Source organism: Streptomyces sp. RLA012 (assembly GCF_056270325.1).
In genome coordinates this window covers 9,756,968-9,779,414 of sequence record NZ_JBWDPA010000002.1, presented here as the reverse complement: position 1 = coordinate 9,779,414, position 22,447 = coordinate 9,756,968, and the positions used below count along the sequence as shown (strand labels likewise).

26 protein-coding genes and 1 riboswitch are annotated in these 22,447 nt (G+C 70.4%); of the genes, 13 read left to right on the top strand and 13 right to left on the bottom strand.

Annotated features, from left to right (window positions below):
* Positions 1-15 precede the first annotated feature (15 nt).
* The gene (locus tag RV986_RS44505; protein WP_475922794.1) at positions 16-174 is read left to right on the top strand and encodes a hypothetical protein; all 159 of its coding nucleotides are present in this window, start codon (positions 16-18) and stop codon (positions 172-174) included.
* A 10-nt stretch (positions 175-184) separates the two neighbouring features.
* Here the strand turns inward: RV986_RS44505 and RV986_RS44500 are convergent, their stop codons facing one another.
* Genes RV986_RS44500 through RV986_RS44485 form a run of 4 tightly spaced genes read right to left on the bottom strand, consistent with a single transcriptional unit; the run spans position 185 to position 4,348 of the window.
* Positions 185-1,390 (bottom strand): sensor histidine kinase, encoded by a 1,206-nt coding sequence (locus RV986_RS44500; RefSeq protein ID WP_475922793.1) that lies wholly within the window; start codon positions 1,388-1,390, stop codon positions 185-187.
* The gene (locus RV986_RS44495) at positions 1,387-3,174 is read right to left on the bottom strand and encodes a sodium/solute symporter (RefSeq protein WP_475922792.1); all 1,788 of its coding nucleotides are present in this window, start codon (positions 3,172-3,174) and stop codon (positions 1,387-1,389) included. The genes RV986_RS44500 and RV986_RS44495 overlap by 4 nt, the downstream gene beginning before the upstream one ends.
* Positions 3,175-3,219: 45 nt before the next feature.
* A complete protein-coding gene (locus RV986_RS44490) occupies positions 3,220-3,579 on the bottom strand; it encodes a hypothetical protein (protein WP_475922791.1) in 360 nt (119 codons plus the stop codon).
* A 13-nt stretch (positions 3,580-3,592) separates the two neighbouring features.
* Positions 3,593-4,348, bottom strand: a complete 756-nt coding sequence (locus RV986_RS44485) for a LytR/AlgR family response regulator transcription factor (RefSeq protein WP_475922790.1) — start codon at positions 4,346-4,348, stop codon at positions 3,593-3,595.
* 130 nt (positions 4,349-4,478) lie between these two features.
* Here RV986_RS44485 and RV986_RS44480 point away from each other — a divergent pair, with 130 nt between their 5' ends.
* The 5 genes from RV986_RS44480 (at position 4,479) to RV986_RS44460 (ending at position 10,181) form a co-directional block, all read left to right on the top strand.
* Positions 4,479-4,982, top strand: coding sequence for an Lrp/AsnC family transcriptional regulator (locus tag RV986_RS44480; protein ID WP_475922789.1), 504 nt, complete (start codon positions 4,479-4,481; stop codon positions 4,980-4,982).
* Between the two features lie 123 nt (positions 4,983-5,105).
* On the top strand, positions 5,106-5,927 hold the full coding sequence (gene ddaH, locus RV986_RS44475) for a dimethylargininase (protein WP_475922788.1): 822 nt from the start codon (positions 5,106-5,108) through the stop codon (positions 5,925-5,927).
* Complete coding sequence (rocD, locus tag RV986_RS44470; RefSeq protein WP_475922787.1) at positions 5,924-7,204, top strand: ornithine--oxo-acid transaminase; 1,281 nt, start codon at positions 5,924-5,926, stop codon at positions 7,202-7,204. Before ddaH ends, rocD begins: the two co-directional genes overlap by 4 nt.
* Before the next feature lie 342 nt (positions 7,205-7,546).
* Positions 7,547-9,097, top strand: a complete 1,551-nt coding sequence (locus RV986_RS44465; RefSeq protein ID WP_475922786.1) for an APC family permease — start codon at positions 7,547-7,549, stop codon at positions 9,095-9,097.
* A 358-nt stretch (positions 9,098-9,455) separates the two neighbouring features.
* Positions 9,456-10,181 carry a lysophospholipid acyltransferase family protein gene (locus RV986_RS44460; protein ID WP_475922785.1) on the top strand — a complete coding sequence of 242 codons (726 nt, stop codon included), beginning with the start codon at positions 9,456-9,458 and terminating at the stop codon, positions 10,179-10,181.
* Between the two features lie 67 nt (positions 10,182-10,248).
* On the opposite strand, the gene RV986_RS44455 is transcribed toward RV986_RS44460, so the two are convergent.
* The 8 genes from RV986_RS44455 to RV986_RS44420 form a co-directional block, all read right to left on the bottom strand.
* Entirely contained in the window at positions 10,249-11,829 is a 1,581-nt protein-coding gene (locus RV986_RS44455) for an alpha/beta hydrolase (protein ID WP_475922784.1), read from the bottom strand.
* A gap of 154 nt (positions 11,830-11,983) precedes the next feature.
* Positions 11,984-12,742, bottom strand: coding sequence for an urease accessory protein UreD (locus RV986_RS44450; protein ID WP_475922783.1), 759 nt, complete (start codon positions 12,740-12,742; stop codon positions 11,984-11,986).
* Positions 12,739-13,422, bottom strand: a complete 684-nt coding sequence (gene ureG / locus RV986_RS44445) for an urease accessory protein UreG (RefSeq protein ID WP_475922782.1) — start codon at positions 13,420-13,422, stop codon at positions 12,739-12,741. Before ureG ends, RV986_RS44450 begins: the two co-directional genes overlap by 4 nt.
* Positions 13,423-13,620: 198 nt before the next feature.
* Complete coding sequence (locus tag RV986_RS44440; protein WP_475922781.1) at positions 13,621-14,295, bottom strand: urease accessory protein UreF; 675 nt, start codon at positions 14,293-14,295, stop codon at positions 13,621-13,623.
* Complete coding sequence (locus RV986_RS44435; RefSeq protein WP_475922780.1) at positions 14,295-16,016, bottom strand: urease subunit alpha; 1,722 nt, start codon at positions 16,014-16,016, stop codon at positions 14,295-14,297. The genes RV986_RS44440 and RV986_RS44435 overlap by 1 nt, the downstream gene beginning before the upstream one ends.
* Positions 16,009-16,320 (bottom strand): urease subunit beta, encoded by a 312-nt coding sequence (locus RV986_RS44430; RefSeq protein ID WP_475922779.1) that lies wholly within the window; start codon positions 16,318-16,320, stop codon positions 16,009-16,011. Before RV986_RS44430 ends, RV986_RS44435 begins: the two co-directional genes overlap by 8 nt.
* Positions 16,321-16,336: 16 nt before the next feature.
* Positions 16,337-16,639 carry an urease subunit gamma gene (locus RV986_RS44425; protein ID WP_054229180.1) on the bottom strand — a complete coding sequence of 101 codons (303 nt, stop codon included), beginning with the start codon at positions 16,637-16,639 and terminating at the stop codon, positions 16,337-16,339.
* A 287-nt stretch (positions 16,640-16,926) separates the two neighbouring features.
* Positions 16,927-17,205, bottom strand: coding sequence for a type II toxin-antitoxin system Phd/YefM family antitoxin (locus tag RV986_RS44420; protein ID WP_475922778.1), 279 nt, complete (start codon positions 17,203-17,205; stop codon positions 16,927-16,929).
* Positions 17,206-17,407: 202 nt separating this feature from the next.
* Between RV986_RS44420 and RV986_RS44415 the strand changes: the two genes are divergently transcribed.
* From RV986_RS44415 to RV986_RS44395, 5 genes are all read left to right on the top strand, one after another.
* Positions 17,408-18,070, top strand: coding sequence for an ATP-dependent Clp protease proteolytic subunit (locus tag RV986_RS44415; RefSeq protein WP_475922777.1), 663 nt, complete (start codon positions 17,408-17,410; stop codon positions 18,068-18,070).
* A 7-nt stretch (positions 18,071-18,077) separates the two neighbouring features.
* Positions 18,078-18,383, top strand: a complete 306-nt coding sequence (locus RV986_RS44410) for a hypothetical protein (protein ID WP_475922776.1) — start codon at positions 18,078-18,080, stop codon at positions 18,381-18,383.
* A 453-nt stretch (positions 18,384-18,836) separates the two neighbouring features.
* Positions 18,837-18,992: riboswitch (cyclic di-AMP (ydaO/yuaA leader) on the top strand.
* 3 nt (positions 18,993-18,995) lie between these two features.
* Complete coding sequence (locus RV986_RS44405; RefSeq protein ID WP_475922775.1) at positions 18,996-19,469, top strand: C40 family peptidase; 474 nt, start codon at positions 18,996-18,998, stop codon at positions 19,467-19,469.
* A gap of 408 nt (positions 19,470-19,877) precedes the next feature.
* Positions 19,878-20,399, top strand: a complete 522-nt coding sequence (locus RV986_RS44400; RefSeq protein ID WP_475922774.1) for a DUF6328 family protein — start codon at positions 19,878-19,880, stop codon at positions 20,397-20,399.
* A gap of 11 nt (positions 20,400-20,410) precedes the next feature.
* Entirely contained in the window at positions 20,411-20,665 is a 255-nt protein-coding gene (locus RV986_RS44395; RefSeq protein ID WP_475922773.1) for a LysR substrate-binding domain-containing protein, read from the top strand.
* Between the two features lie 8 nt (positions 20,666-20,673).
* Here RV986_RS44395 and RV986_RS44390 read toward each other — a convergent pair whose 3' ends face one another.
* Entirely contained in the window at positions 20,674-21,132 is a 459-nt protein-coding gene (locus tag RV986_RS44390; RefSeq protein ID WP_475922772.1) for an ATP-binding protein, read from the bottom strand.
* A gap of 212 nt (positions 21,133-21,344) precedes the next feature.
* On the opposite strand from RV986_RS44390, the gene RV986_RS44385 reads away from it, so the two are divergent.
* The gene (locus RV986_RS44385; RefSeq protein ID WP_475922771.1) at positions 21,345-22,202 is read left to right on the top strand and encodes a helix-turn-helix domain-containing protein; all 858 of its coding nucleotides are present in this window, start codon (positions 21,345-21,347) and stop codon (positions 22,200-22,202) included.
* Between the two features lie 12 nt (positions 22,203-22,214).
* Positions 22,215-22,439 (top strand): DUF397 domain-containing protein, encoded by a 225-nt coding sequence (locus tag RV986_RS44380; RefSeq protein WP_475922770.1) that lies wholly within the window; start codon positions 22,215-22,217, stop codon positions 22,437-22,439.
* Positions 22,440-22,447: the final 8 nt, after the last annotated feature.

The following is a 22,447-nucleotide window of genomic DNA, read 5'->3' as shown; positions in this document are numbered from 1 at the left end:
GAAGGGTGTGCTGCGATGCCCGGTTCGACGAAGACGATGGGGGTGCTCACCGTCGGCGGACTCGTCGTGGTGACGGCCTACACGGTGGCGCTCGGCAGCAACGGCTGGCTGTGGTTCGGCTGGGTGGTGCTCGGCCTGATCACGATCGCGATGGTGGCCTCGCGCAACGCCTGATGCGCGCGGGTCACTCCCTGGGCAGCCGTCCCGCCGAGTGCACCCCCGGCTGGTACTTCGGCAGCCGGGCGGTGATCTTCATGCCCGCTCCCACGGCGGTCTCGATGACGAGGCCGTACTCGTCCCCGTACACCTGACGAAGCCGGTCGTCGACGTTGGACAACCCGATGCCGCCCGAGGGGCTGACCTCCCCGGCGAGGATGCGGCGCAGCCGGTCGGGGTCCATTCCGGTGCCGTTGTCCTCGATCACGACCAGCGCCTCGGCGCCCGCGTCCTGCGCGGTGATGCTGATGTGGCTCTTGTCGGTCTTGCCCTCCAGACCGTGTTTGACGGCGTTCTCCACGAGGGGCTGGAGACAGAGGAAGGGCAGCGCGACCGGCAGTACCTCGGGGGCGATCTGCAGGGTGACCGAGAGGCGGTCGCCGAAGCGGGCCCTGACCAGCGCCAAGTAGTGGTCGATGGCGTGCAGTTCGTCGGCGAGGGTGGTGAAGTCGCCGTGCCTGCGGAACGAGTAGCGGGTGAAGTCGGCGAATTCCAGGAGCAGTTCGCGGGCGCGTTCGGGGTCGGTGCGGACGAACGAGGCGATCACCGCGAGCGAGTTGAAGATGAAGTGCGGGGAGATCTGGGCGCGCAGGGCCTTGATCTCGGCCTCGATCAGCCGGGTGCGGGACTGGTCGAGATCGGCGAGTTCCAGCTGCACGGAGACCCAGCGGGCGACCTCTCCCGCGGCCCGCACGAGCACGGCGGACTCGCGGGGCGCGCAGGCGACCAGCGCTCCGTGGACGCGGTCGTCGACGGTGAGCGGTGCGACGACGGCCCAGCGCAGGGAGCAGTCCGGCGTGTCGCACCCGAGCCGGAAGGCCTCGCCGCGGCCGGTCTCCAGGGGGCCGCCGAGCCGTTCCATGATCTCGGCGCGGTGGTGCTCCCCCGCGCCGTCCCAGGCGAGGACGGTGTCCTGGTCGGTGAGGCAGAGGGCGTCCGTGCCGAGCAGGGTGCGCAGTCGGCGGGCGGACTTGCGGGCGGTCTCCCCGGTGAGGCCGGCGCGCAGCGGGGGCGCGGCGAGCGAGGCGGTGTGCAGGGTTTCGAAGGTGGCGTGCTCGACGGGGGTGCCGAGCCCGCCGAGGCTCTCGGGCCGGGCGGTGCGTCTGCCGAGCCAGAACCCGGCGGCGAGCAGCGGGAGTACGGCGACACAGAGGCCCGCCAGGAACCCGCTCATGCCGTGACCTCCCCTCTCGTCTCTCCTGTTGTCTCCCCTCGTGTTTCTCCTCTCGTCTCCCCTCTTGTTTCTCCGCGTATCTCTTCCCCGGCCAGTTTCTCCGGAAGGTGGAACCGGGCCAGGATCGCCGCGGTCCCGGGCGGTACCCGGCCCGCCGTCGCCAGTGACACCAGCACCATCGTGAGGAACCCGAGCGGCACCGACCAGAGCGCGGGCCAGGCGAGGAGTGCGTGCAGCGAACCCGAGCCGGGGTAGCCCGCCATGGTCGCGGCGACCGCGACGAAGGCCGCACCGCCCCCGACCAGCATTCCGGCGGCGGCGCCGGGCGGGGTCAGCCGTCGCCACCAGATGCCGAGCACGAGCAGCGGACAGAAGGAGGACGCGGACACGGCGAAGGCGAGCCCGACCGCGTCGGCCACCGGCAGCCCGCCGACGATCACGCTCGCCGCGAGGGGCACCGCCATGGCCAGGACGGTGCCGAGCCGGAAGTGCCGTACGCCGCGCGAGGGCAGTACGTCCTGGGTGAGCACCCCGGCCACCGCCATGGTCAGTCCGGACGCGGTCGACAGGAAGGCCGCGAAGGCCCCGCCCGCCACCAGCGCGCCCAGCAGGTCCGCGCCGAGCCCGCCGATCACCCGGTCCGGCAGCAGCAGCACGGCGGCGTCCGCGTTCCCGGTGAGGCTCAGCTCGGGAGCGTACAGCCGGCCCAGCGCGCCGTAGACGGGCGGGAGGAGGTAGAAGGCGCCGATCAGGCCGAGGACGGCGACCGTGGTGCGGCGGGCCGCGACCCCGTGCGGGCTGGTGTAGAAGCGGACGACCACGTGCGGCAGTCCCATCGTGCCGAGGAAGGTGGCGAGGATCAGTCCGTACGTGGCGTACAGCGGGCGTTCCTCGCGGCCGGCCGCCAGTGAGGTGGACATGCCGCCGTTGCTGCCGCGGTCGGCGAGCGGAACCGGGTCGCCCTGGGCGAAGGTGAGCCGGGTGCCGCGCCCGATGTGGTGGACGCCCGCGGAGAGCCGGACCCGCTCGCCGTCGTAGCGGTGACCGTCGACCGTGCCCGTCGTCGTGACGCCGAGCGGGGCGGCGAGCTTCAGGTCGAGGCTGTCGTCGACGCGGACGGCCCGCTGCTCGCGGAAGGTCGCGGGTTCGTCGAAGGCGTCGCGCGAAGCGCCGTCGGCCTGCCAGGCGAGCACCAGGAAGAGGGCGGGAACGAGCAGGGCGGTGAGCTTGAGCCAGTACTGGAAGGCCTGCACGAAGGTGATGCTGCGCATGCCTCCGGCGGCGACGGTGGCGACCACGACGACCGCGACGAGCACTCCGCCGAACCAGTCGGGCGCGTCGGTCAGCACGGCCAACGTCAGCCCGGCGCCCTGCAGTTGGGGCAGCAGATAGAGCCAGCCGACCCCGACGACGAAGGCACCGGCCAGCCGCCGCACCGGCTGCGAGCCGAGCCGCGCCTCGGCGAAGTCGGGCAGGGTGTAGGCGCCGGAGCGGCGCAGCGGGGCCGCGACGAAGAGGAGCAGTACGAGATAGCCCGCCGTGTAGCCGACGGGGTACCAGAGCATGTCGGGGCCCTGGACGAGGACCAGGCCCGCGATGCCGAGGAAGGAGGCGGCGGAGAGGTATTCGCCGCTGATCGCGGCCGCGTTGAGGCGGGGCCCCACGGTGCGTGAGGCGACGTAGAAGTCGGAGGTGGTCCGGGAGATGCGCAGGCCGAACGCGCCGACCAGGACGGTCGCCACGACGACGAGGGCGACCGCGGGGACGGCGTAGTTCTGGTTCACGGTTCAGCGGCTCTCGTTCATGACCCGGCGGCTGGTTTCCATGGCTCAGCGGTCCTCGACCAGGCGCACGAAGTCCCGTTCGTTGCGCTCCGCGCGCCGCACGTACCAGCGGGCGAGCAGCACCAGCGGCGGGTAGACGCAGAAGCCGAGCACGGCCCACTCCAGGCTCGCGCCGTCCGGCATCGCGGCGAAGACCAGGGGAAGCGGCCCGACGAGCAGCACCAGGACGGCGAACACCGTGAGCGCGGCCCGGAGTTGACTGCGCATCAGGGAGCGGACGTAGGTGTGGCCGAGGGTGGTCTGTTCGTCGATCTCGGTCCTGGGCCGGTAGTAGCCCGAGGTCCTGCGGGTGCGCCGGGGCGCTCCGGTGACGACCACGCGGCGTTCGGTCGGATCCTGCGGCACGGCGGTTCCCCCCTCAGCTCGTGGTCCGGCGCATCAGCAGATCGCGCAGTTCGCGGGCGTGCCGACGGCTCACCTGGAGTTCGACGGCGTCGACGAGGACGCTCACCGTGCCCGCGTCCAGGCGGAGTTCGCCGATGTGGCGCAGGGCGACGAGATGGCGCCGGTGGATACGGACGAAGCCGCGGGAGCGCCAGCGTTCCTCCAGGGTGGAGAGCGGGATGCGGACGAGGTGGCTGCCCTGGGCGGTGTGCAGACGCGCGTAGTCGCCGTGCGCCTCGGCATGGGTGATGTCCTCGACGGCCACGAAGCGGGTCACACCGCCGAGTTCGACGGATATGTGGTCCGGGTCGGGCTCGTGGACGGGTATCCGGGGTGCGGTGTCCCTGAGTTGGGCGGCGCGCCGGACGGCCTCGGCGAGCCGTTCCCGCCGTACCGGCTTCAGTACGTAGTCGACGGCCTTGAGGTCGAAGGCCTGGACGGCGAAGCCCTCGTGGGCGGTGACGAACACGACGAGCGGCGGCTTGGCGAATCCGGTGAGCAGCCGGGCCAGGTCGAGGCCGTCGAGGCCGGGCATGTGGATGTCGAGGAAGACGACGTCGATCGCCTCGGGCCCGTCGGGTCCGGACTCCAGGGCCCGGTTGATCCGGCGCAGTGCCTCGGTCGCGTCGCTCGCGCCCTCGGCACTGGAGATCCGGGGATCGATGTTCAGGAGGTAGAGGAGTTCCTCAAGGGACGGTTGTTCGTCGTCGACGGCGAGCGCGCGCAGCATGAGAGTGGAGTGTAAGAGCGATTCGTACGCCTGGACATGCGCCGAACGCGCACGGAACATGCGCGTTGTCGCTGGACGCGCGGGCATTGTCGCTGGTTGCGTGGACGTTGTCGCTGGATACAGTGCCGCCATGAACAGCAAGTCCGCGATGTTCGACGAGCTCGACCGCAAGATCATCACAGCGCTGATGGCCAATGCCCGGACGAGCTTCGCCGAGATCGGCACGGCGATCGGGCTGTCGGCCACCGCGGTCAAGCGCCGCGTCGACCGGCTCCGCGAGACCGGGGTGATCACCGGGTTCACGGCCACGGTGAAACCGACGGCGCTCGGCTGGCGTACGGAGGCGTATGTCGAGGTGTACTGCGAGGGTGCGGCGCCGCCCCGGCGGCTCGCCGAGGTGGTCCGCAACCATCCGGAGATCACCGCGGCCATGACGGTGACGGGCGGCGCGGACGCGCTGCTGCATGTGCGTGCCACGGATGTGGAGCACTTCGAGGAGGTCCTGGAGCGGATCCGCGCCGAGCCCTTCATCCGGAAGACGATCAGCTACATGGTGCTGTCCCATCTGCTGCCGGAGGCCCCGGAGGCCGGCGCGACCCATCCCGCCCCGGCGGACGCATCAACCGTGCGCTGACCACGGTGATTGCGCAGCGATGCTGCGCACATGCGCAGCTCTCGTCGCTTGTCGCCCGTATCCCCCGTTTCCTACCTTTGAGACACCCCCAGTCGACACCGCAGGAAGCGGAGGAACCTCTCTGTGCCCGACAGCCGTGTGCCGCGAGCTCGGCGCTTTCTCGTCTGTGAACCCAGACACTTCGCCGTGCAGTACGCGATCAACCCCTGGATGCACCCCGACGCCCAAGTGGACGTCGATCTCGCCCATGGCCAGTGGAAGGCGCTGATCAGCGCCTATCGTGCCCACGGTCACACCGTGAACACCGTGGAGCCGGTGGCGGGTCTCCCCGACATGGTGTTCGCGGCGAACTCCGCGCTCGTCCTGGCGGGCCGGGTCTTCGGCTCGTACTTCCACGCGCCCGAGCGCCGCCCCGAGTCCACCGCGTACGAGACCTGGTTCAAGGCGGCCGGTTTCGATGTGTACCGGCCCGAATCCATCTGCGAGGGCGAGGGCGACCTCGTCCCGGCGGGCCGGTACGTACTGGCCGGCACCGGATTCCGTACGACACCCGAGGCGCACCGCGAGGTGCAGGAGTTCTTCGGCGTTCCGGTGATCACCCTCCAGCTGGTGGACCCGCGCTTCTACCACCTGGACACGGCGCTCTTCGTCCTCGACGACGGGCCCGAGGCGAACATCGCGTACTACCCGGCGGCGTTCTCGCCCGGCAGCCGCGAGGTCCTCGAACGTCTGTTCCCGGACGCGGTGCTCGCAACCAGTGCGGACGCGCTCGCGTTCGGCCTCAACTCCGTCTCCGACGGCCGCCACGTCTTCATCGCGCCGCGCGCCGAGGCGCTCGCCGACCGGCTCGCCGGCCACGGTTACGTCCCCGTCCCCGTCGACCTCTCGGAGTTCCAGAAGGCCGGCGGCGGCATCAAGTGCTGCACCCAGGAGATCCGCTCATGACCGCTCCCGCCCGTCCGCGTCCCTCCTCCGACTCCGACGCCGGCACGCCCTCCGCCTCGGGCGCCGGTACGCGCACGTCCGCCGAGCTGATCCGCGCCGAGGGGCCGGTGCTCGCCCACAACTACCACCCCCTGCCCGTGGTCGTCGCCCGTGCCGAGGGCACCTGGGTCGAGGACGTCGAGGGGCGTCGCTACCTCGACATGCTGGCGGGCTACTCGGCTCTCAACTTCGGCCACCGCAACCCGGTGCTGATCGAGGCGGCACACCGCCAGCTGGACCGGCTGACCCTCACCTCGCGCGCCTTCCACAACGACCGCCTGGCCGAATTCGCCGAGTCGCTGGCCGAGCTGACCGGCCTGGACATGGTCCTGCCGATGAACACCGGCGCGGAGGCGGTGGAGAGCGCCGTCAAGGTGGCCCGCAAGTGGGCGTACGACGTGAAGGGCGTCGCCCCCGACCAGGCGACGATCGTCGTGGCCGCCGACAACTTCCACGGCCGTACGACCACGATCGTCAGCTTCTCCACGGACGAGACGGCCCGGGCCGGTTTCGGCCCCTTCACGCCGGGTTTCCGTGTCGTCCCGTACAACGACCTGGCCGCACTCGAAGCGGCCGTCGACGAGACGACCGCGGCCGTGCTGATCGAGCCCATCCAGGGCGAGGCGGGCGTGGTCATCCCGGACGACGGCTATCTGACCGGCGTACGCGAACTGACCCGTCGCCACGGCTGTCTGTTCATCGCGGACGAGATCCAGTCGGGGCTGGGGCGCACGGGTACCACTCTCGCGGTCGACCACGAGGACGTCGTCCCGGACATGCTGCTGCTGGGCAAAGCCCTCGGCGGTGGCATCGTCCCCGTCTCCGCGGTGGTCGCACGCCGTGACGTGCTCGAAGTGCTGCGGCCCGGCGAGCACGGCTCCACGTTCGGCGGCAACCCGCTCGCCGCGGCGGTCGGCTCGGCGGTCGTCGGACTGCTGGAGACCGGTGAATACCAGCGCAGGGCGGCCGAGCTGGGCGTGGTCCTGCGGGACGGTCTGACGGCGCTCGTGGGCCGGGGCGTCGAGGGCTTCCGCTCGCGCGGGCTGTGGGCGGGCGTCGACATCGACCCGGCCATCGGCACCGGCCGCGAGATCAGCGAGAGTCTGATGCGCGAGGGGGTCCTGGTCAAGGACACCCATGGGTCGACCATCCGGCTGGCCCCGCCGCTGACCATCACCGGCGAGGAGCTCCACTCCGCGCTGGGCGCCCTGGAGAAGGTGCTGGCCCAGGGGGTCTGACACCGGACGGGCCGGCGGGGACACGCCGGACGACGAGACCGGCGGGGACACGCCGGTCGAGAGAATCGGGGCCGCCGCCCACCGGGACGGCGGCCCCTTCGGCTCCATCGGCGCCGGCCTCCGCGGAATTCCGCCGGGACGGCATCCGCATCGACCGATTCGGGCGGTCGCTTCGTACTGTCACCGGATTTCCCCGCAACGTGGCGAGCGCATTTCGACGGTGTTTCCGGCGGTGTGCCGAACTTGGGATTTGGTCAAGAATGGGATTCAACCCTTGTCGCCCCTCGGAACACCGATACACCATGTGCCGAACATATCGCCGCTTATCAGCAGGAGGCCCGGGTGTCCGCTGGTCTGTCCAAAATCGAGGTGGACACCACCACTCTCGCAGCGGAGTCCGAGCGGAACAAACTCCGCAAACACTTCGGCCGCTTCGACATCCTGTTCTTCCTGGTCTGCACCCTCGTCGGCCTCGACACCATCGGCACGGTGGCCGCCTCCGGAGCGGAGGCGTTCACCTGGCTGCTCGTGCTGGCGGTCATCTTCTTCGTGCCGTCGGCGCTGCTCACCGCGGAGCTGGGCACGGCCTTCGCCGAGGAGGGCGGCCCGTACATCTGGACCAGCCGGGCCTTCGGACGGCTGGCCGGCGCGGTCAACAACTTCCTCTACTGGGTGACCAATCCGGTCTGGCTCGGCGGCACTCTCTCCGTCTCGGCGGTCGCCGCGTTCACCACCTTCTTCAATGACGGGAAGGATCTGAGCACCCCCGCCTTCTATGTCTTCACCCTGATATTCATCTGGGTGGGCGTGCTCGCGGCGATCCTCTCCTTCGATGTCGGCAAGTGGATCCCCACCGCCGGGGCATGGTCCCGTTTCGTGCTGCTCGGCCTGTTCACGCTCACCGTGGTCATCTACGCCTTCAAGCACGGCCTGCACGGTTTCGGCCTCGGCGACTTCTCCCCGACGTATGCCGGCTTCGTCGGTCTGGTCCCGGTCCTGATGTTCAACTACGTCGGCTTCGAATTGCCCAACACCGCGGGCGACGAGATGACCGACGCGCAGAAGGACGTCCCGTACGGAATCTTCCGCGCCGCCGGACTCGGCGTGCTGCTGTACGGCCTGCCGATTCTCGGCATCCTGCTGGTCCTCCCGGTCAAGGCCATCACCGGTCTCGGCGGCTTCCTCGACGCCATCCGGCAGGTGTTCACCGTCTACGGCGGCCACGTCGCCTCCGACGGCACGGTCACCCTCAGCGGGGCCGGGACCGTGCTGGGCGATCTGGCCGCGGTGATGTTCATCCTGACCGTGCTCTCCTCGGGCGTCACCTGGATCATGGGCTCGGACCGTGCGCTGGCGGTCTCCGGGTACGACGGCGCCGCGCCCCGCGGCCTGGGCGTGATCTCCGAGCGGTTCGGCACGCCGGTCCGGGTCAACCTGCTCAGCGGGGTGCTCTCCACCGGCGTGCTGGTCCTCGCCCATCAGCTCACCGGTGGTGACGCGGGCAAGCTCTTCGGCGCCGTGCTCGGGCTCGCCGTCTCCACGACGCTCATCAGCTACCTCGGCATCTTCCCGGCGCTGCCGGTGCTCCGCCGCAAGTACCCGCAGGTGGAGCGCGCCTACCGGGCGCCCGCCGCCTGGCCGATCACGATCGTGCTGACGCTGCTCATCCTGTTCGCGTCGGTGCAACTACTGGTCCCGGGCGCGCCCTTCGACTGGTTCAGCTCGGACTTCCGGCCGGACGGCTGGAGCTATGGCGAGCGCTGGACCTATCTGCTGACGGAGGCGGTGCCGCTGGCCGTCTTCATCGTCACGGGCGTGATCTTCTGGGCGCTCGGCGCACCGACCCGGGCCGAGGCCGAGAAAACGGCCGCCGCGGGAGCGGCCCAGGGCTGAGCGTCCGCTCACCGACGCCGGACGGACCGGCGGGCCTCCTCCGGGGCCTGTCGGCCGGTCCGGCGTTTCGCATGCGGCCCGCCCGATCCCGGTGAGGCCCACGAGGCCCACGAGGCCCACGATCAAGGGTTTCGCCCCGCTGATCGGGCTACGATCGACCACCACGGCGCGCAGGAGCGCCACACCACAGAATCAGCATCCGGAAGGCTGTCACGTACGTCGGCGAGGAGTCAGTATGAGTCCGATCAGACGCGACGAGAATCGAACAGACACGCAGATCGGCAGACTTGCCAGATGCGCGCCGTGACCTGGCGGAACGCGGCCTCCGAGCCGATCCGGTAGAGGTTGGAGAGAAACCGTGTTCTACTACGTGCTCAAATACGTGGTTCTGGGTCCGCTGTTGAGGCTGGTGTTCCGGCCTCGGATCGAGGGCCTTGACTACGTACCGTCGTCGGGCCCCGCCATCGTGGCCGGCAACCATCTGTCGTTCGCGGACCACTTCCTGATGCCCGCGATCCTCAAACGGCGGATCACCTTCCTCGCCAAGGCCGAGTACTTCACGGGCCCCGGTATCAAGGGCCGGCTGACGGCGGCGTTCTTCCGCAGTGCCGGGCAGATCCCGGTGGACCGCTCCGGCAAGGACGCGGGCCAGGCCGCCATCCGCGAGGGTCTGGGCGTCCTGCGCAGGAACGAACTGCTCGGCATCTACCCGGAGGGCACCCGCTCGCACGACGGCCGCCTCTACAAGGGCAAGGTCGGCGTCGCGGTCATGGCCCTGAAGGCCCGGGTCCCGGTCATCCCCTGCGCGATGATCGGCACCTTCGAGGCGCAGCCGCCTGGCCAGAAGATCCCGAACGTCCACCCCGTGACGATCCGCTTCGGCAAGCCCCTCGACTTCTCCCGCTACGCCGGGATGGAGGACGAGAAGGCCATCCTGCGCGCCATCACCGACGAGATCATGTACGCCATCCTCAGCCTCTCCGAGCAGGAGTACGTCGACCGGTACGCGGCCGCGGTCAAGGCCGAGGAGGCCGCCGAGCGCACCGCGAACGCCCGTAAGTTCCCGCGCATGCCGCTGAGTTGACCGAGCCGGGCCGGAAACGGAGCGAGGGGCGGCCGGAAACCCGGCCGCCCCTCCTCGTGGATCGGATCTACGGTGCGGGCGTGGCGTGCGGGGTGCACGTCACGTCGGCGGCGTCCGTCCTGCCGGTGAGCAGGTAGGTGTCCACCCGGGTGTTGATGCACGGGTTGACCAGGCCGGTCACACCGTGCGAGCCCGCGTCCTTCTCGACGATGAGACGGGAGCCCTTGAAGCGCTTGTGCAGTTCGACGGCGCCGGGGTACGGGGTGGCGGCGTCACGCGTGGACTGCACGATGAGGACGGCCGGCAGACCCTTGCCGGTCTTGACGTTCACCGGTGTCTGCTGCTTGACCGGCCAGGTGGCGCAGGGCAGGTTCAGCCACGCGTTGGCCCACGTCATGAACGGGTAGCTCTTGTGCAGCTTCGTGTTGTCCTTGTCCCACTTCGACCAGCTGGTGGGCCACTTGGCGTCCGTGCACTCGACCGCCGTGTAGACGGCGTTGCCGTTCTCCGAGGCGATGTTGCCCGCGGTGTCGGACAGATCGGGGGAGGCGGCGTCGACGAGCGCCTGGGTGTCACCGGCGACGTACTTGCTGAACACCGTGGCGACCGGCACCCACGACGAGTCGTAGTACGGGGCGCTCTGGAAGAAGGAGATCAGTTCGGCGGGGCCGACGACCCCACCGAGCGGGCTCTTCTTGGCGGTGGCGCGCAGCTTCAGCCACTGGTCCTGGACCTTGGCGCGGGTGTCGCCGAGGTGGAAGGCGGCGTCGTTCTTGGCGACCCAGTCCTCCCAGTCCTTCCAGCGGCCCTCGAAGGCGATGTCCTGTTCCAGGTTGGCCTGGTACCAGATGTTGTCCTTGGCCGGGTTGACGACACTGTCGACGACCATGCGGCGGACGTGGCCCGGGAACAGCGTGCCGTAGACGGCACCGAGGTAGGTGCCGTACGAGACGCCCAGGTAGTTGAGCTTCTTCTCGCCGAGCGCGGCCCGGATGACATCGAGGTCGCGGGCGGTGTTGGGCGTGGTCATCTGCGCCAGCACGGCCTTGCCGCTGCGCTCGGCGCAGCCGTCCGCGTACTCGGCGGCCAGCTTGCGCTGGGCGCGCTTGTCGGCCTCGGAGCCCGGGACCGGGTCCAGCTTGGGCGCCTTCACGAACTCCTGCGGGTCGATGCAGGAGATGGGCGCCGAGTGGCCGACACCGCGCGGGTCGAAGCCCACGAAGTCGTACGCCTTCGAAGTGTTCACCCACAGGGGGCTCTTGGTGGTCACGCGGCGCGGGAAGCGCATGCCCGACCCACCGGGGCCGCCCGGGTTGTAGACGAGCGCGCCCTGACGCTCCTGCGGGGTACCCGTGTTCCCGATACGGTCGACGGCGAGCTTGATCTGCTTGCCGTTCGGGTGGGCGTAGTCGAGCGGAACGGACACCCAGCCGCACTGGATCGGCTTCTCGAATCCCCAGTCCGCGGGGCAGTCCTGCCAGTCGATCCCGCTCTTCGCGGACCGGGCCGCGGCGATCGCCGCACCGTGGGCCTCGCGGTCCTGACCGTGGCGCGAGTCGGCGGTGGCCGACGGCGCCGCGACGGCTCCGGCTATCAGGGTCGCCGTGACGAGCGCTCCGGCCGAACCGAACGCGGTGACGCGTCTCATCGGTCTCTTAGCCCTCAAGTGGGACCTCCCCGTACATCGTTGCGATTGGTACGGGGATCCTTTCGGCTGTGAGGTCCCTGAGAACAGAGGGAGTTGGGCTTCTTTACTATTCCGATAAGCGGAGTGTGACGTCCCGGTGAGCGGAGAGTAGCTCTCAGCCGAGCAGGCGCAGGGCCTCGTCCAACACCCGCCGCAGCCGCAGCGCGTCCGGCGCCAGCGCGCTCACCAGAACCGCGGGGCCGGCGAGCGGGGCGAGGGCGGCGTGCTCTCCCAGCATCCGCGCCTCGGGCAGCTCGCGTGCGAACTCCGGTCGTACGACGAGGAGTTGTCCCAGTGCGCGATGTCCCCCGAGGACGGCGGGCCCGTCCCAGCCGCCCGGCGCACCGGGACCGCAGGACAACTCCTGGTCCAGCAGCGGCCGTCCGTCGAGCCGCAGGGCAAGACGGCTGGTGAGCCGCCCGGGTTGCTCACCGACGCGCCCGAGTACCTGTTCCTCCCGGAAGACGAGCCGAGCGCCGCCCCGGAGCTCGACGCGCGAGGACACATACAGGTCACTGCCCTGGGCCGAGATCAACTGCTCGGGCAGCCAGCGCAGTTCACCTCCGTCGGCGACGTCCAGGCGTACGTCGTAGCGCGCCTCGCCCTTGGCCTGCCCCGGCAGGGCGATGGTGGCGGCGGCCGACCCGACGTGCAGCCGGGCCCCTTCGGCGACCTCCGCCTCCACGGCGAAGCGGTCACCGCCGAGCGGGCCGCTCATCGCGCCGACGACCATGACCCGCGCCTCGTCGCCACGGGCGCGGGTGCGGCGCAGGGCGAGCGGTCCCGCGCCCTCCAGCACGGGCAGCGCGGTACCGCCCCGCCCGTCGGCCCGTGCGCCGATCCGTGCGGTGGCCCGCACTCCCGCTGTGCTCATACCGTCCACGCGACGAGCCGTTCCCGCACCCAGCCGGCGACGGCCGCGACGCCGGCCTCGGTCCGCAGCGACTGGAACACGACGGGCAGCTCGGCGCGCTGTGCCTTGGCGTCGGTGGCCATCCGGCCCAGATCGGAGCCCACGTACGGCGCGAGGTCGGTCTTGTTGACGACGAGCAGATCGGCGGTGGTGACACCGGGGCCGCCCTTGCGGGGAATGTCGTCGCCACCCGCCACGTCGATCACGAAGATCTGCGCGTCCACGAGCCCCTTGGAGAAGGTCGCGGTCAGATTGTCGCCCCCCGACTCGACGAGAATCAGATCCAACGGCCCGACCTCGTCCTCCAGGTCCTCCACCGCTTCGAGGTTCGCGGAGATGTCGTCCCGGATCGCGGTGTGCGGGCAGGCCCCCGTCTCGACGGCGGTGATCCGCTCCGGCGGCAGCACGGCCTCGCGCAGCAGGAACTCGGCGTCCTCACGGGTGTAGATGTCGTTCGTGACGACAGCGAGGGACAACTCGTCCCGCAGCGCCCGGCACAGCGCCGCGACGGTCGCGGTCTTCCCGGACCCGACGGGGCCGCCGAGCCCGACCCGCAGGGCCCGCCGGGAGCCGTCCGGGCGACGGGCATCGGCACCGACGGCGGAAGGGCCGTCGTGGGTGTGGGTGTGGTCGAGATGCATGCTGCCGGCTCCTGTTGTCGATCGGGCCCGAGGTACTTCGGCCCCGGCCGGGGCCGGGCCCTTCGGGCGGGTTGGGGTTGCGGGGTTGCTGCCCCGCGCGGGGGTCCGGGGGCCGGTAGCCCCTCGGGATGCGGGGATCCACAGCGCGGCTCCCGCGGGGGACGGGGCTGGGTGGGGGCGGCGGGGGTGCCATCCCCGTCAGGACGCGAACAGACGGACAGGCCAAGCGGCATGCGCCTCCGCACTGATCTCCAGCAGCGGAGCGGAAGCCGCAGGCAGCGCATCGACCCCACCCTCGGCAACGCTCCGAGCCGCATCGGCCGCCGCCCGCGCCACGACGTCCAGCTCCGGCGCCAGCCGGGCGAGCGCCGCCGTGGCATCGAACGGGTCCAGGCTCAGCAACCGCACCGTCGCGGTCGCCGGCCCACTGACACTCTCGTACGCGGAGCAGTACGCGGCGTCCTCGGGCCCGAGCCCGGCCCCCCGCGCCGCCAGCCCCAGCACGACCGGCTGGTGCGCCCCCTTGGGAAACGCCCGCGCCAGCGCGTCGAGTTCCCCGGAGGGCCAGGCCGCCCGAACCGCCCGCATCAACTGCCTCCCCAGCCGCCGCGAGGCGACCCGCAGGGCGGGCGACGGCGTACGCGCGTCCGCGGCCGAGTCCAGCAGCACCGGATCGACCCCGAGCGCGGCCGCCGCCGCGACGGCGGCCGACACCAGCCCCGTCGTGTGCAACCGCCCCCGGCAGAAGTCCTCCAGGCTCGCCGCCCCGCTGATCCGCCCGGCCTTGACGGCCGCCTCGGCCCCGCCGGAGTGGGCGTGCCCTCCGGCGGGGAAGCGGCCGTCGGCCAGGACGAGTAGTGCCGCGCGCGACATCAGAAGAGGAAGTAACGCTGGGCCATGGGCAGTTCGGCGGCCGGAGTCGCCTCGACCAGTTCCCCGTCGATGTGCACGGCGAAGCTGTCGGGATCGATCCGTACGCGCGGCCGGGCGTCGTTCTCCCGCATGTCGGCCTTGGTCACTCCGCGCGTCGACTCGATCGCCACGAACCGCTTGCCCAGCGAGAGCCGCTCCGGCAGCCCGTCCTCGATCGCGAGCGGCGCCACGAAGTTGAACGAGTTCGAGGCGGGTGCCCGTCCGATCGCCCCGAACATCGGCCGGGGCAGAATCGGCTGCGGCGTCGGGATGGAGGCGTTGGCGTCGCCCATCTGCGCGTACGCGATCTGCCCGCCCTTGATGACGAGCTGCGGCTTGACCCCGAAGAACGCGGGCTCCCACAGCACCAGGTCGGCGAGCTTGCCGGTCTCGACGGAGCCGATCTCGCGGGCGAGGCCCTGCGCGAGCGCCGGGTTGATCGTGTACTTGGCGACATAGCGACGTACACGGTGGTTGTCCGCGTGCCCGTCGCCGGCGAGGGCTCCCCGCCGCCGCTTCATCACATGGGCCGTCTGCCAGGTCCGCATGATGACCTCGCCGACCCGGCCCATCGCCTGCGAGTCCGACGAGATGATCGAGATCGCGCCGAGGTCGTGCAGGATGTCCTCGGCTCCTATGGTCGAGGGCCGAATACGCGACTCGGCGAAGGCCAGGTCCTCCGGGACGGCCGCGTTGAGGTGGTGGCAGACCATCAGCATGTCGAGGTGTTCCTCGGCGGTGTTGACGGTGTAGGGCCGGGTCGGGTTGGTGGAACTGGGCAGCACGTGCGGCTCGGACACCACGGTCATGATGTCCGGCGCGTGCCCGCCGCCCGCACCCTCGGTGTGGTACGCGTGGATGCCGCGTCCGCCGATCGCGGCGAGCGTGTCGCCGACGAACCCCGCCTCGTTCAGGGTGTCCGTGTGGATGGCGATCTGGATGCCGGTGCGGTCGGCGACGGTCAGCGCCGCGTCGATGACGGCGGGCGTGGAGCCCCAGTCCTCGTGCAGCTTCAGGCCGAGCGCCCCGCCGCGGATCTGGGAGAGCATCGCGTCGTGCGAGACGGTATTGCCCTTGCCCAGCAGACCGAAGTTGAGCGGGTACCCCTCCATCGCCTCCAGCATCCGGGCCAGATGCCAGGGGCCGGGGGTGACCGTCGTCGCCTTGGAGCCCTCGGCGGGGCCGGTGCCGCCGCCGACCAGCGTCGTGATGCCGGAGGCGAGCGCCTCGTCGGCGATCTGCGGACAGATCAGATGGACGTGCGCGTCGATGGCGCCCGCGGTGACGATCCGTCCGTTGCCCGCGATGATCTCGGTCTCCGGACCGATCACGAGGTCGGGGTGGACCCCGTCCATGGTGTCCGGGTTGCCCGCCTTGCCGATGCCGGTGATCCGGCCGTCGCGGATCCCGACGTCGGCCTTGACGATGCCCCAGTGGTCGACGATCACGACACCCGTGATGACCGTGTCCGGAGTGCCGTCTGCGCGCGTAGCGCGCGCCTGGCCCATGGATTCACGGATGACCTTGCCACCGCCGAAGACGGCCTCGTCACCGGCGAGCCCGGGGCCGCCGGAACGGTCCTCCTCGATCTCGATCAGCAGGTCGGTGTCGGCGAGCCGGATACGGTCGCCGGTGGTGGGGCCGAACAGGTCGGCGTACGCGGCGCGCGAGAGCTCAGGCATCGAGGGGACCTCCGGTCTCACCGCGCAGGCCGGGCACGACACGGGCGCCGGCGAGCGGAACGAGTTCGACGTCGACGGGGATTCCGGGCTCGAAGCGCACGGCGGTGCCGGCGGCGACATTGAGCCGCTTGCCGCGCGCGGCGCCACGATCGAAGTCCAGACCGGGGTTGGCCTCGGCGAAGTGGTAGTGGGAGCCGACCTGGACGGGCCGGTCGGCGGCGTTGAGGACGGTCAGCCGGGTGACCTCACGACCTTCGTTGAAGGCGACGGTCCCCTCGGCGAACAGGATCTCTCCGGGAATCATGGCTCTCGCTCCCCCGTCAGACGATCGGGTCGTGGACGGTGACCAGCTTGGTGCCGTCCGGGAAGGTCGCCTCGACCTGGACGTCGTGGATCATCTCGGGGATGCCCTCCATGACGTCGTCCCGGGTGAGGATCTTGCGCCCTGAGGACATCAGCTCGGCGACCGTACGGCCGTCGCGCGCGCCTTCGAGGATGTGCGACGTGATGAGGGCGACAGCCTCGGGGTGGTTCAGTTTCAGCCCGCGGGCCCGTCGCTTCTCGGCCACGTCGGCGGCCACATGGATCAGCAGCCTCTCTTGCTCGTGCGGGGTCAGTTGCACGGCGTCCCACCTCACAGTCCTCGCTCCGGACCGTGCGGGGTCCGGTGGCCGCAGCCACCAAAACCCCTGGTGGCATGGATGGGCACGCTAGTTGGCCGTCGTTTCGAGGACGTTAACCGGCCCGTGATCCATTCGTGAGCGGCGCGGACACGCAGGGCCGCCACCGGGGCCGCCGTCCGGCACGGAGCGGGAAGCCGGACCGTATACGGCGAAGGTCGTCACCCCCGGTCGGGCGCGCCCGTCGCCCTCGCACAGACCCTGCGGGACGCAGGGGCCCGGGCCCGCGGCTACGAGACGCCCGGCCCCCGGTGCTCCGCCGCGATACCGAACGGCCGACGCTCACGCGGGGCCGACGCGACCTCGCGGACGCTGGAGAGGGAACTGACCACCTGCTCCTCGACGGGCTCCGGGAGTTCTTCGAGCCGCTCCAGGTCGGCGGCGGAGACCAGGGCGACGAGGGGCTTGCCGTGCCGCGTCACGACGACGCGCTCGCCGCCGTACACCACCCGGTTGATCAGATCGGCGAGCTCAGCCCTGGCTTGCGTCACCGGAATCTCGTAGGCCATGCCCACCAGCTTAGACCGGGCCCCCGGCACCCCCACAGAGCGGACGATCTCGTTCAACTCCACCGAAAACGACCCGTTCGCACGATCGAGCGACCGTCTCCACCGGCGGCGCACAGGTTTTTCGCTGTCAGCCGAGCAGCATCCGCCGGATCTGTACGTCCTGTACATTTTTTACAGATGCCTGCCAGAGGAGGCGCACGCCATGAACGACCCGACCGCCCGCCATGTCCTGCCGGAGTTCACCGAACACACCGGCATGGGCACGGGGCACCGGACCCTGGACCCGTACTCGAAGCTCCTCGACGAGCGGATCGTGTTTCTCGGGACACCGATCGACGACACGTCGGCGAACGACGTGCTGGCACAGTTCATGCACCTCGAACACCTGGCGCCGGACCAGGACATCTCGCTGTACATCAACTCGCCCGGCGGCTCGTTCAGCGCGATGACGGCGGTCTACGACACGATGCGGTACGTCAGTTGCGACGTGGAGACCGTCTGCCTGGGGCAGGCCGCGTCGGCCGCCGCCGTGCTGCTGGCCGGCGGCACCCCGGGCAAGCGGTTCGCACTGCCGGGCGCCCGGGTGCTCATCCATCAGCCGTCGCTCCCCGGGCCGGTGGAAGGCCAGGCAAGCGATCTCGCTCTCCAGGCCGCGGAGTTGACCCGCACTCGCAGGCTGCTGGAGGACATGCTCGTACTCCACACGGGGCAGAGTCCTGAGAGAGTCGCCGCCGACATCGAGCGGGACAAGATCCTGGACGCACAGGCGGCGTTGGCGTACGGACTCGTGGACGGGATCATCCCGAGCCGCAAGACCTCGCGCACCACGCCCGGTGCGAGGAACGCCACACCCGACGCGAGGTGATCCGCCGATGGTGCCCGAACTGCCCCCGCTGCCCGCGCTGACGCGTGCCGAGGCCGAGTTGATCGACCGTTATCTGGACGTGGTCGACCTGATCGGCCGTATCAACCCGGCCCGCCCCGGAGACACCTACCGCGGACTGCGGGCCGCCCAGGCCCTGGTCGGCAAGGCGGCGGCGCTGCGCGACGCCCTCGCACTGATGCACCAGCGGGGCGAGAGCGAGGTGCACGCCCCGACGCTGGCCCAGGCCCTGCGCGTCCTGGACGGGGAGCGCCGGGCGGCCCGCGTCACGCTGCCGCCGGAATCCGACAATTGACTCGTCCGGACCCGGGCCCGCACTCCGACCGTCCCGGGTCCGCCCTGGGTCCACCCCAGGTCCACTCCGAGTCCACCCCGGATCCACCCCGGGCCGCCGCACGCGCCAAGTCGGCGAGGTGTCCGGCCCGGGTTTCAAACGGACCGGATGGCGTACCCCCTGATGGAGTAGTCGACGGTCCTTTCCGGGAGCCGAAAAGTTGCGCAACACGCGTAGCCCAGAGGCGGAATGAGATGCTCCGCCGCTGGTAAGAGCGTCGTCGGCGTCCCCAACATCCCTCGAACGGACGGGTGTCCACCCGAACGGGTGAGTGGTGAGTAAGCCCACAAATCGCCGGTTCCGCTCGGATTTTCTTACCGTGATGCGTGAAGATCCCTTCCGACGACAAGCCCCCGCCACAACGGCGGGGCGGTCCGGGCGGACGCCGAGTCCTGCCGCTGCCCGGATGACCGGTCGACAGAAGTGCATCGGCAGGAGTGGAGGACCCAGCACGACGGGTCGCCGGAGAGATCCGGGCGGTCCTTGGGGTGAAGCCGCAGTACGCGGCCGGGCTACTTCGCCAGCCCGAATCCGACAGGTCATCCTTCACAGGCGGCTGACGAAGGGTTGCGCATGACTGCGCTCAATCGTGTCCCGTCGCTGTGGACCCGGGCCGGTACGGCCTCGGCGCTCACCATCGCCGCCGTGGGCGGCAGCCTTGTGGTGCCGGGCGTCGCATCCGACGCCGAGGCGGCCACCCTGGCGACGAAGGCACTTCAGGTCGCGGCTTCCAAGAAGGGCTCCCCGTACAAGTACGGCGCCGCCGGGCCACGCCGCTTCGACTGCTCCGGGCTGACGCTGTACTCGTTCAAGAAGGCGGGCAAGACCCTGCCTCGTACGGCAGCGGCGCAGTACAACAAGACGCACCACATCTCCGCCTCCAGCCGCAAGGCGGGGGACCTGGTGTTCTTCCACTCGGGCCGGAGCGTGTACCACGTCGGCATCTACGCCGGGAAGGGAAAGATCTGGCACTCCCCGAAGACCGGGGAGGTCGTGAAGCTGCAGAAGATCTGGACGAAGAGCGTGTGGTACGGCCGGGTCAGCTGACCTGCCCGAGGGGGTGCCGGCCCGGGCACCGGCACCCCCTCGGGGCTCGCCGTCCCGCCCTGGGGAGCCGCGGTCACGCGCCCCGGACGTCCTGCGGGGGCGCGCGTCGCCCCACCGTGGGACGTGAGCCGTCCTCCGGCAGGGCGCGAGGTGTCCCCCGATGCCCGTGCGCCTCTCCGGGCCCCATCGCCCCGCCAGAGGCGCGAACCACCCCACTTGGGCCCCAAGCCCCCCGGGCTCCAGCTGCCCCCGTACGGCGCCGACCACCGCCCTCAGTGACGCAAACCCCGCACGGCGTCATTCGGTGCCCTCCGGCCCCGTGGCGCCCCTCAAGGGCGTCAGCCGGCCCTCTCAGGCCCCTTTCCTCCCTCAAGGCGTGAAACCGGACGAACCGGATACCCGTTCAGCATGGCCGAGCAACCCCGCTCCGAGGAACGTCACGAGACGCCGCTCCAACGCGCCGACCGGAACTTCGGCGAGTTGCTGCAGGAGCTGCGCGTCACGCAGACCGGCGTGCAGATCCTCTTCGCCTTCCTGCTGACCCTGGCGTTCACCCCGCGCTTCCCGTCCCTCGACACGGTGCAGCGCGCCACGTACGTCACCACGCTCCTGCTGGCCGTACTGGCCGCCGCCCTGTTCACCGCGCCGGCCGCGCTGCACCGCTCACTCTTCCGGCAGCACGCCAAACCGATCATCGTGCGGGTCTCGTCCGTCCTCGCCGAGATCGGGCTGGGTGTGCTGATGCTGGCGCTGACCGGATCGGTACTGCTCGCCGTGGACGTGGCGCTGGGCCGGGCCGCCGGGATCGCCGCGGGCTCGGGCACCCTGGTCATCTGTCTGGCACTGTGGGGCGTCCTGCCCCGGCTGGTGCAGCGTGCCGGCGTCAGGGCGGGAAAGGCTCCGGAACAAGCACCGGGCCGAGAACCGTGAGCGCGGTCCCCGTGACCGTGAGGACTGCCGCCACCTCGGCTGCATGCGCGCTGGTCGGCGCGGGGCTCGGGGGCGCGGTCGTACCGGAGATGGTGGCCAGGACGGCGGCGACCGCGGTGGGCACGCGGCTGCTGGAACCGGGAGTTCCGCGCCGTACGATCTCCGTCGTCCGCCGGATCGACCGGCCGGCGCCGACCGCCGAGGCCTTTCAGGCCCTGCTGCGTGGCGTCTTCGGACGCGCCGCACACCAGGGGCAGGACAACTGAGCCGTTCCTCAGGCCTCTTGTGGCCCCCCGGCCGTCACTGGCTGGGCCTGCGCGGTCCAGGGGAGCTCGATGGCGACCGTCTTGCCGCCCTCGCGGGTGGGCCGGACGACGAGTCTGCCGCCGCACTCGGCGGTCAGCCAGCGGATGATCACCATGCCGCGTCCGTTGTCCTGCTGGACAGCGGCGGGCAAACGTTTGGGAAAGCGCGGGTGGCTGTCGGTGACGCCGATGCGCAGGTGTTCGTCCCGGTCGAGCCGGACATCCACCGTGAAGGTGGGCGACTGCCCGAGGGTGTGCTGGACGGCGTTGGTGGCCAGTTCTGACACGATAAGGCGTACGGTGTCGGCGACTTCGGCATCGCCCGGCAGGCCCCATTCGGTCAGCACGTCGGCGACGAATTTCCGGGCCGCGGAGACCGAGGCGGGATCGCTCGGCAGAGTGACGGATGCTTCCTGGTGATCTGCCATGGCGACGTCGTCCCTTTCCCACAGGACCGGAGTCCGACACGAAGCGGATGGTTCGAGTACGGTCCCGGACTGGTGCTTCGCGCCAGACTGCCATTACCGGGCCGGTCACGGGTGCGATCCACCGAGATATGCATATATCTGTCGCTCGATGCGGTGAACTCTGCGACGGCGGAGCGTATTTGGGCGGCTCGGAAGGAGTAAGGAGTACGGCCATGCAGCACGGTCCCGCGGTGCGCCGCCGCAAGCTCGGTGCCGAACTGCGCGCGCTGCGCGCCGGTGCGGGTCTCACCAGTGGTGAGGCGGCCCGTCTCGTCGGCTGGCATCAGTCGAAGGTGAGCCGGATCGAGACCGGCATCAGTGGGGTGAAACCGGCGGACGTGGCGCGCCTCCTCGACGCGTACGCCGTCACGGAGCCCGAATTACGGGAGCTCCTGGTCGGGTTGGCGGGCTCCGAGGGCAATGGGCGTCACCACTGGTGGCACGCCTATCGCGGGGTGCTGCCGCCGACCTACCGCGATTTCATCAGTCTGGAGTCCCAGGCCAGCGGCATGCGCACGCTGGAGACCTCGGTGGTGCCCGGGCTGTTGCAGACGCCCGAGTACGCCCGGGAGGTGACCCGGGCCGCGGTGGGCGGACTGGAGGAGGGCAAGCTGGACACACTCGTCGAGGTCCGCGTCGCCCGGCAGGACGTACTGCGGTCGAATCCGCCGTTGGAACTGACCGCGGTCCTGGACGAGGCCGTGTTAAGACGTGAGGTCGGCGGACCGGAGGTCATGGCACGGCAACTGGAGCGGCTGCGGGAGGCCGCCACGCTGCCTCAAGTGCGGCTTCAGGTCCTGCCGTTCGCCGCGGGGGCGCACATCGGAGTCACCGGACCTTTCGTTATCTTCTCATTTCCGAACACGACTGATCTGGATGTGGTTGTTCTCGACCACTTGACGAGTAGCCTCTACCTCGAACGGAAAGAAGACCTTCAGGCCTACACCGAGGCCTTCAACGCCCTTCAATTCCACGCCCTTTCGCCCGAGGACTCGTTGGACTACATCGCCGGGATAGGTGACGGCGCGTAAGGAGGCACCCCCATGACCGAACTGCCTCGGTACGTACCTTCCAGTACTTCACTCCGCGACGCGCGATGGCTGCGCAGCAGTCGTAGTACGGGAATGAACAACTGCGTCGAGACGGCACGACCGGGCCCAGGGCCCTGGGCCGGACTCGTCGCCGTACGCGATTCGAAGAACAAGGCGGGCCCTGCCCTGCTCTTCGCTCCTGCCAGCTGGGAGGGCTTCATCGCCGGACTGGGCTGACCATCGTC

Bases quoted from the DNA above. Each gene is read 5' to 3' on its own strand.
- RV986_RS44450 (WP_475922783.1), bottom strand. From the start codon at position 12,742: ATGAGCACAGCGGGAGTGCGGGCCACCGCACGGATCGGCGCACGGGCC.
- RV986_RS44440 (WP_475922781.1), bottom strand. From the start codon at position 14,295: ATGTCGCGCGCGGCACTACTCGTCCTGGCCGACGGCCGCTTCCCCGCC.
- RV986_RS44385 (WP_475922771.1), top strand. From the start codon at position 21,345: ATGCAGCACGGTCCCGCGGTGCGCCGCCGCAAGCTCGGTGCCGAACTG.
- RV986_RS44410 (WP_475922776.1), top strand. From the start codon at position 18,078: ATGGTGCCCGAACTGCCCCCGCTGCCCGCGCTGACGCGTGCCGAGGCC.
- rocD (WP_475922787.1), top strand. From the start codon at position 5,924: ATGACCGCTCCCGCCCGTCCGCGTCCCTCCTCCGACTCCGACGCCGGC.
- RV986_RS44390 (WP_475922772.1), bottom strand. From the start codon at position 21,132: ATGGCAGATCACCAGGAAGCATCCGTCACTCTGCCGAGCGATCCCGCC.
- ureG (WP_475922782.1), bottom strand. From the start codon at position 13,422: ATGCATCTCGACCACACCCACACCCACGACGGCCCTTCCGCCGTCGGT.
- RV986_RS44435 (WP_475922780.1), bottom strand. From the start codon at position 16,016: ATGCCTGAGCTCTCGCGCGCCGCGTACGCCGACCTGTTCGGCCCCACC.
- RV986_RS44480 (WP_475922789.1), top strand. From the start codon at position 4,479: ATGAACAGCAAGTCCGCGATGTTCGACGAGCTCGACCGCAAGATCATC.
- RV986_RS44430 (WP_475922779.1), bottom strand. From the start codon at position 16,320: ATGATTCCCGGAGAGATCCTGTTCGCCGAGGGGACCGTCGCCTTCAAC.
- RV986_RS44420 (WP_475922778.1), bottom strand. From the start codon at position 17,205: ATGGCCTACGAGATTCCGGTGACGCAAGCCAGGGCTGAGCTCGCCGAT.
- RV986_RS44505 (WP_475922794.1), top strand. From the start codon at position 16: ATGCCCGGTTCGACGAAGACGATGGGGGTGCTCACCGTCGGCGGACTC.
- RV986_RS44485 (WP_475922790.1), bottom strand. From the start codon at position 4,348: ATGCTGCGCGCGCTCGCCGTCGACGACGAACAACCGTCCCTTGAGGAA.
- RV986_RS44380 (WP_475922770.1), top strand. From the start codon at position 22,215: ATGACCGAACTGCCTCGGTACGTACCTTCCAGTACTTCACTCCGCGAC.
- RV986_RS44500 (WP_475922793.1), bottom strand. From the start codon at position 1,390: ATGAGCGGGTTCCTGGCGGGCCTCTGTGTCGCCGTACTCCCGCTGCTC.
- RV986_RS44415 (WP_475922777.1), top strand. From the start codon at position 17,408: ATGAACGACCCGACCGCCCGCCATGTCCTGCCGGAGTTCACCGAACAC.
- RV986_RS44405 (WP_475922775.1), top strand. From the start codon at position 18,996: ATGACTGCGCTCAATCGTGTCCCGTCGCTGTGGACCCGGGCCGGTACG.
- RV986_RS44455 (WP_475922784.1), bottom strand. From the start codon at position 11,829: ATGAGACGCGTCACCGCGTTCGGTTCGGCCGGAGCGCTCGTCACGGCG.
- RV986_RS44400 (WP_475922774.1), top strand. From the start codon at position 19,878: ATGGCCGAGCAACCCCGCTCCGAGGAACGTCACGAGACGCCGCTCCAA.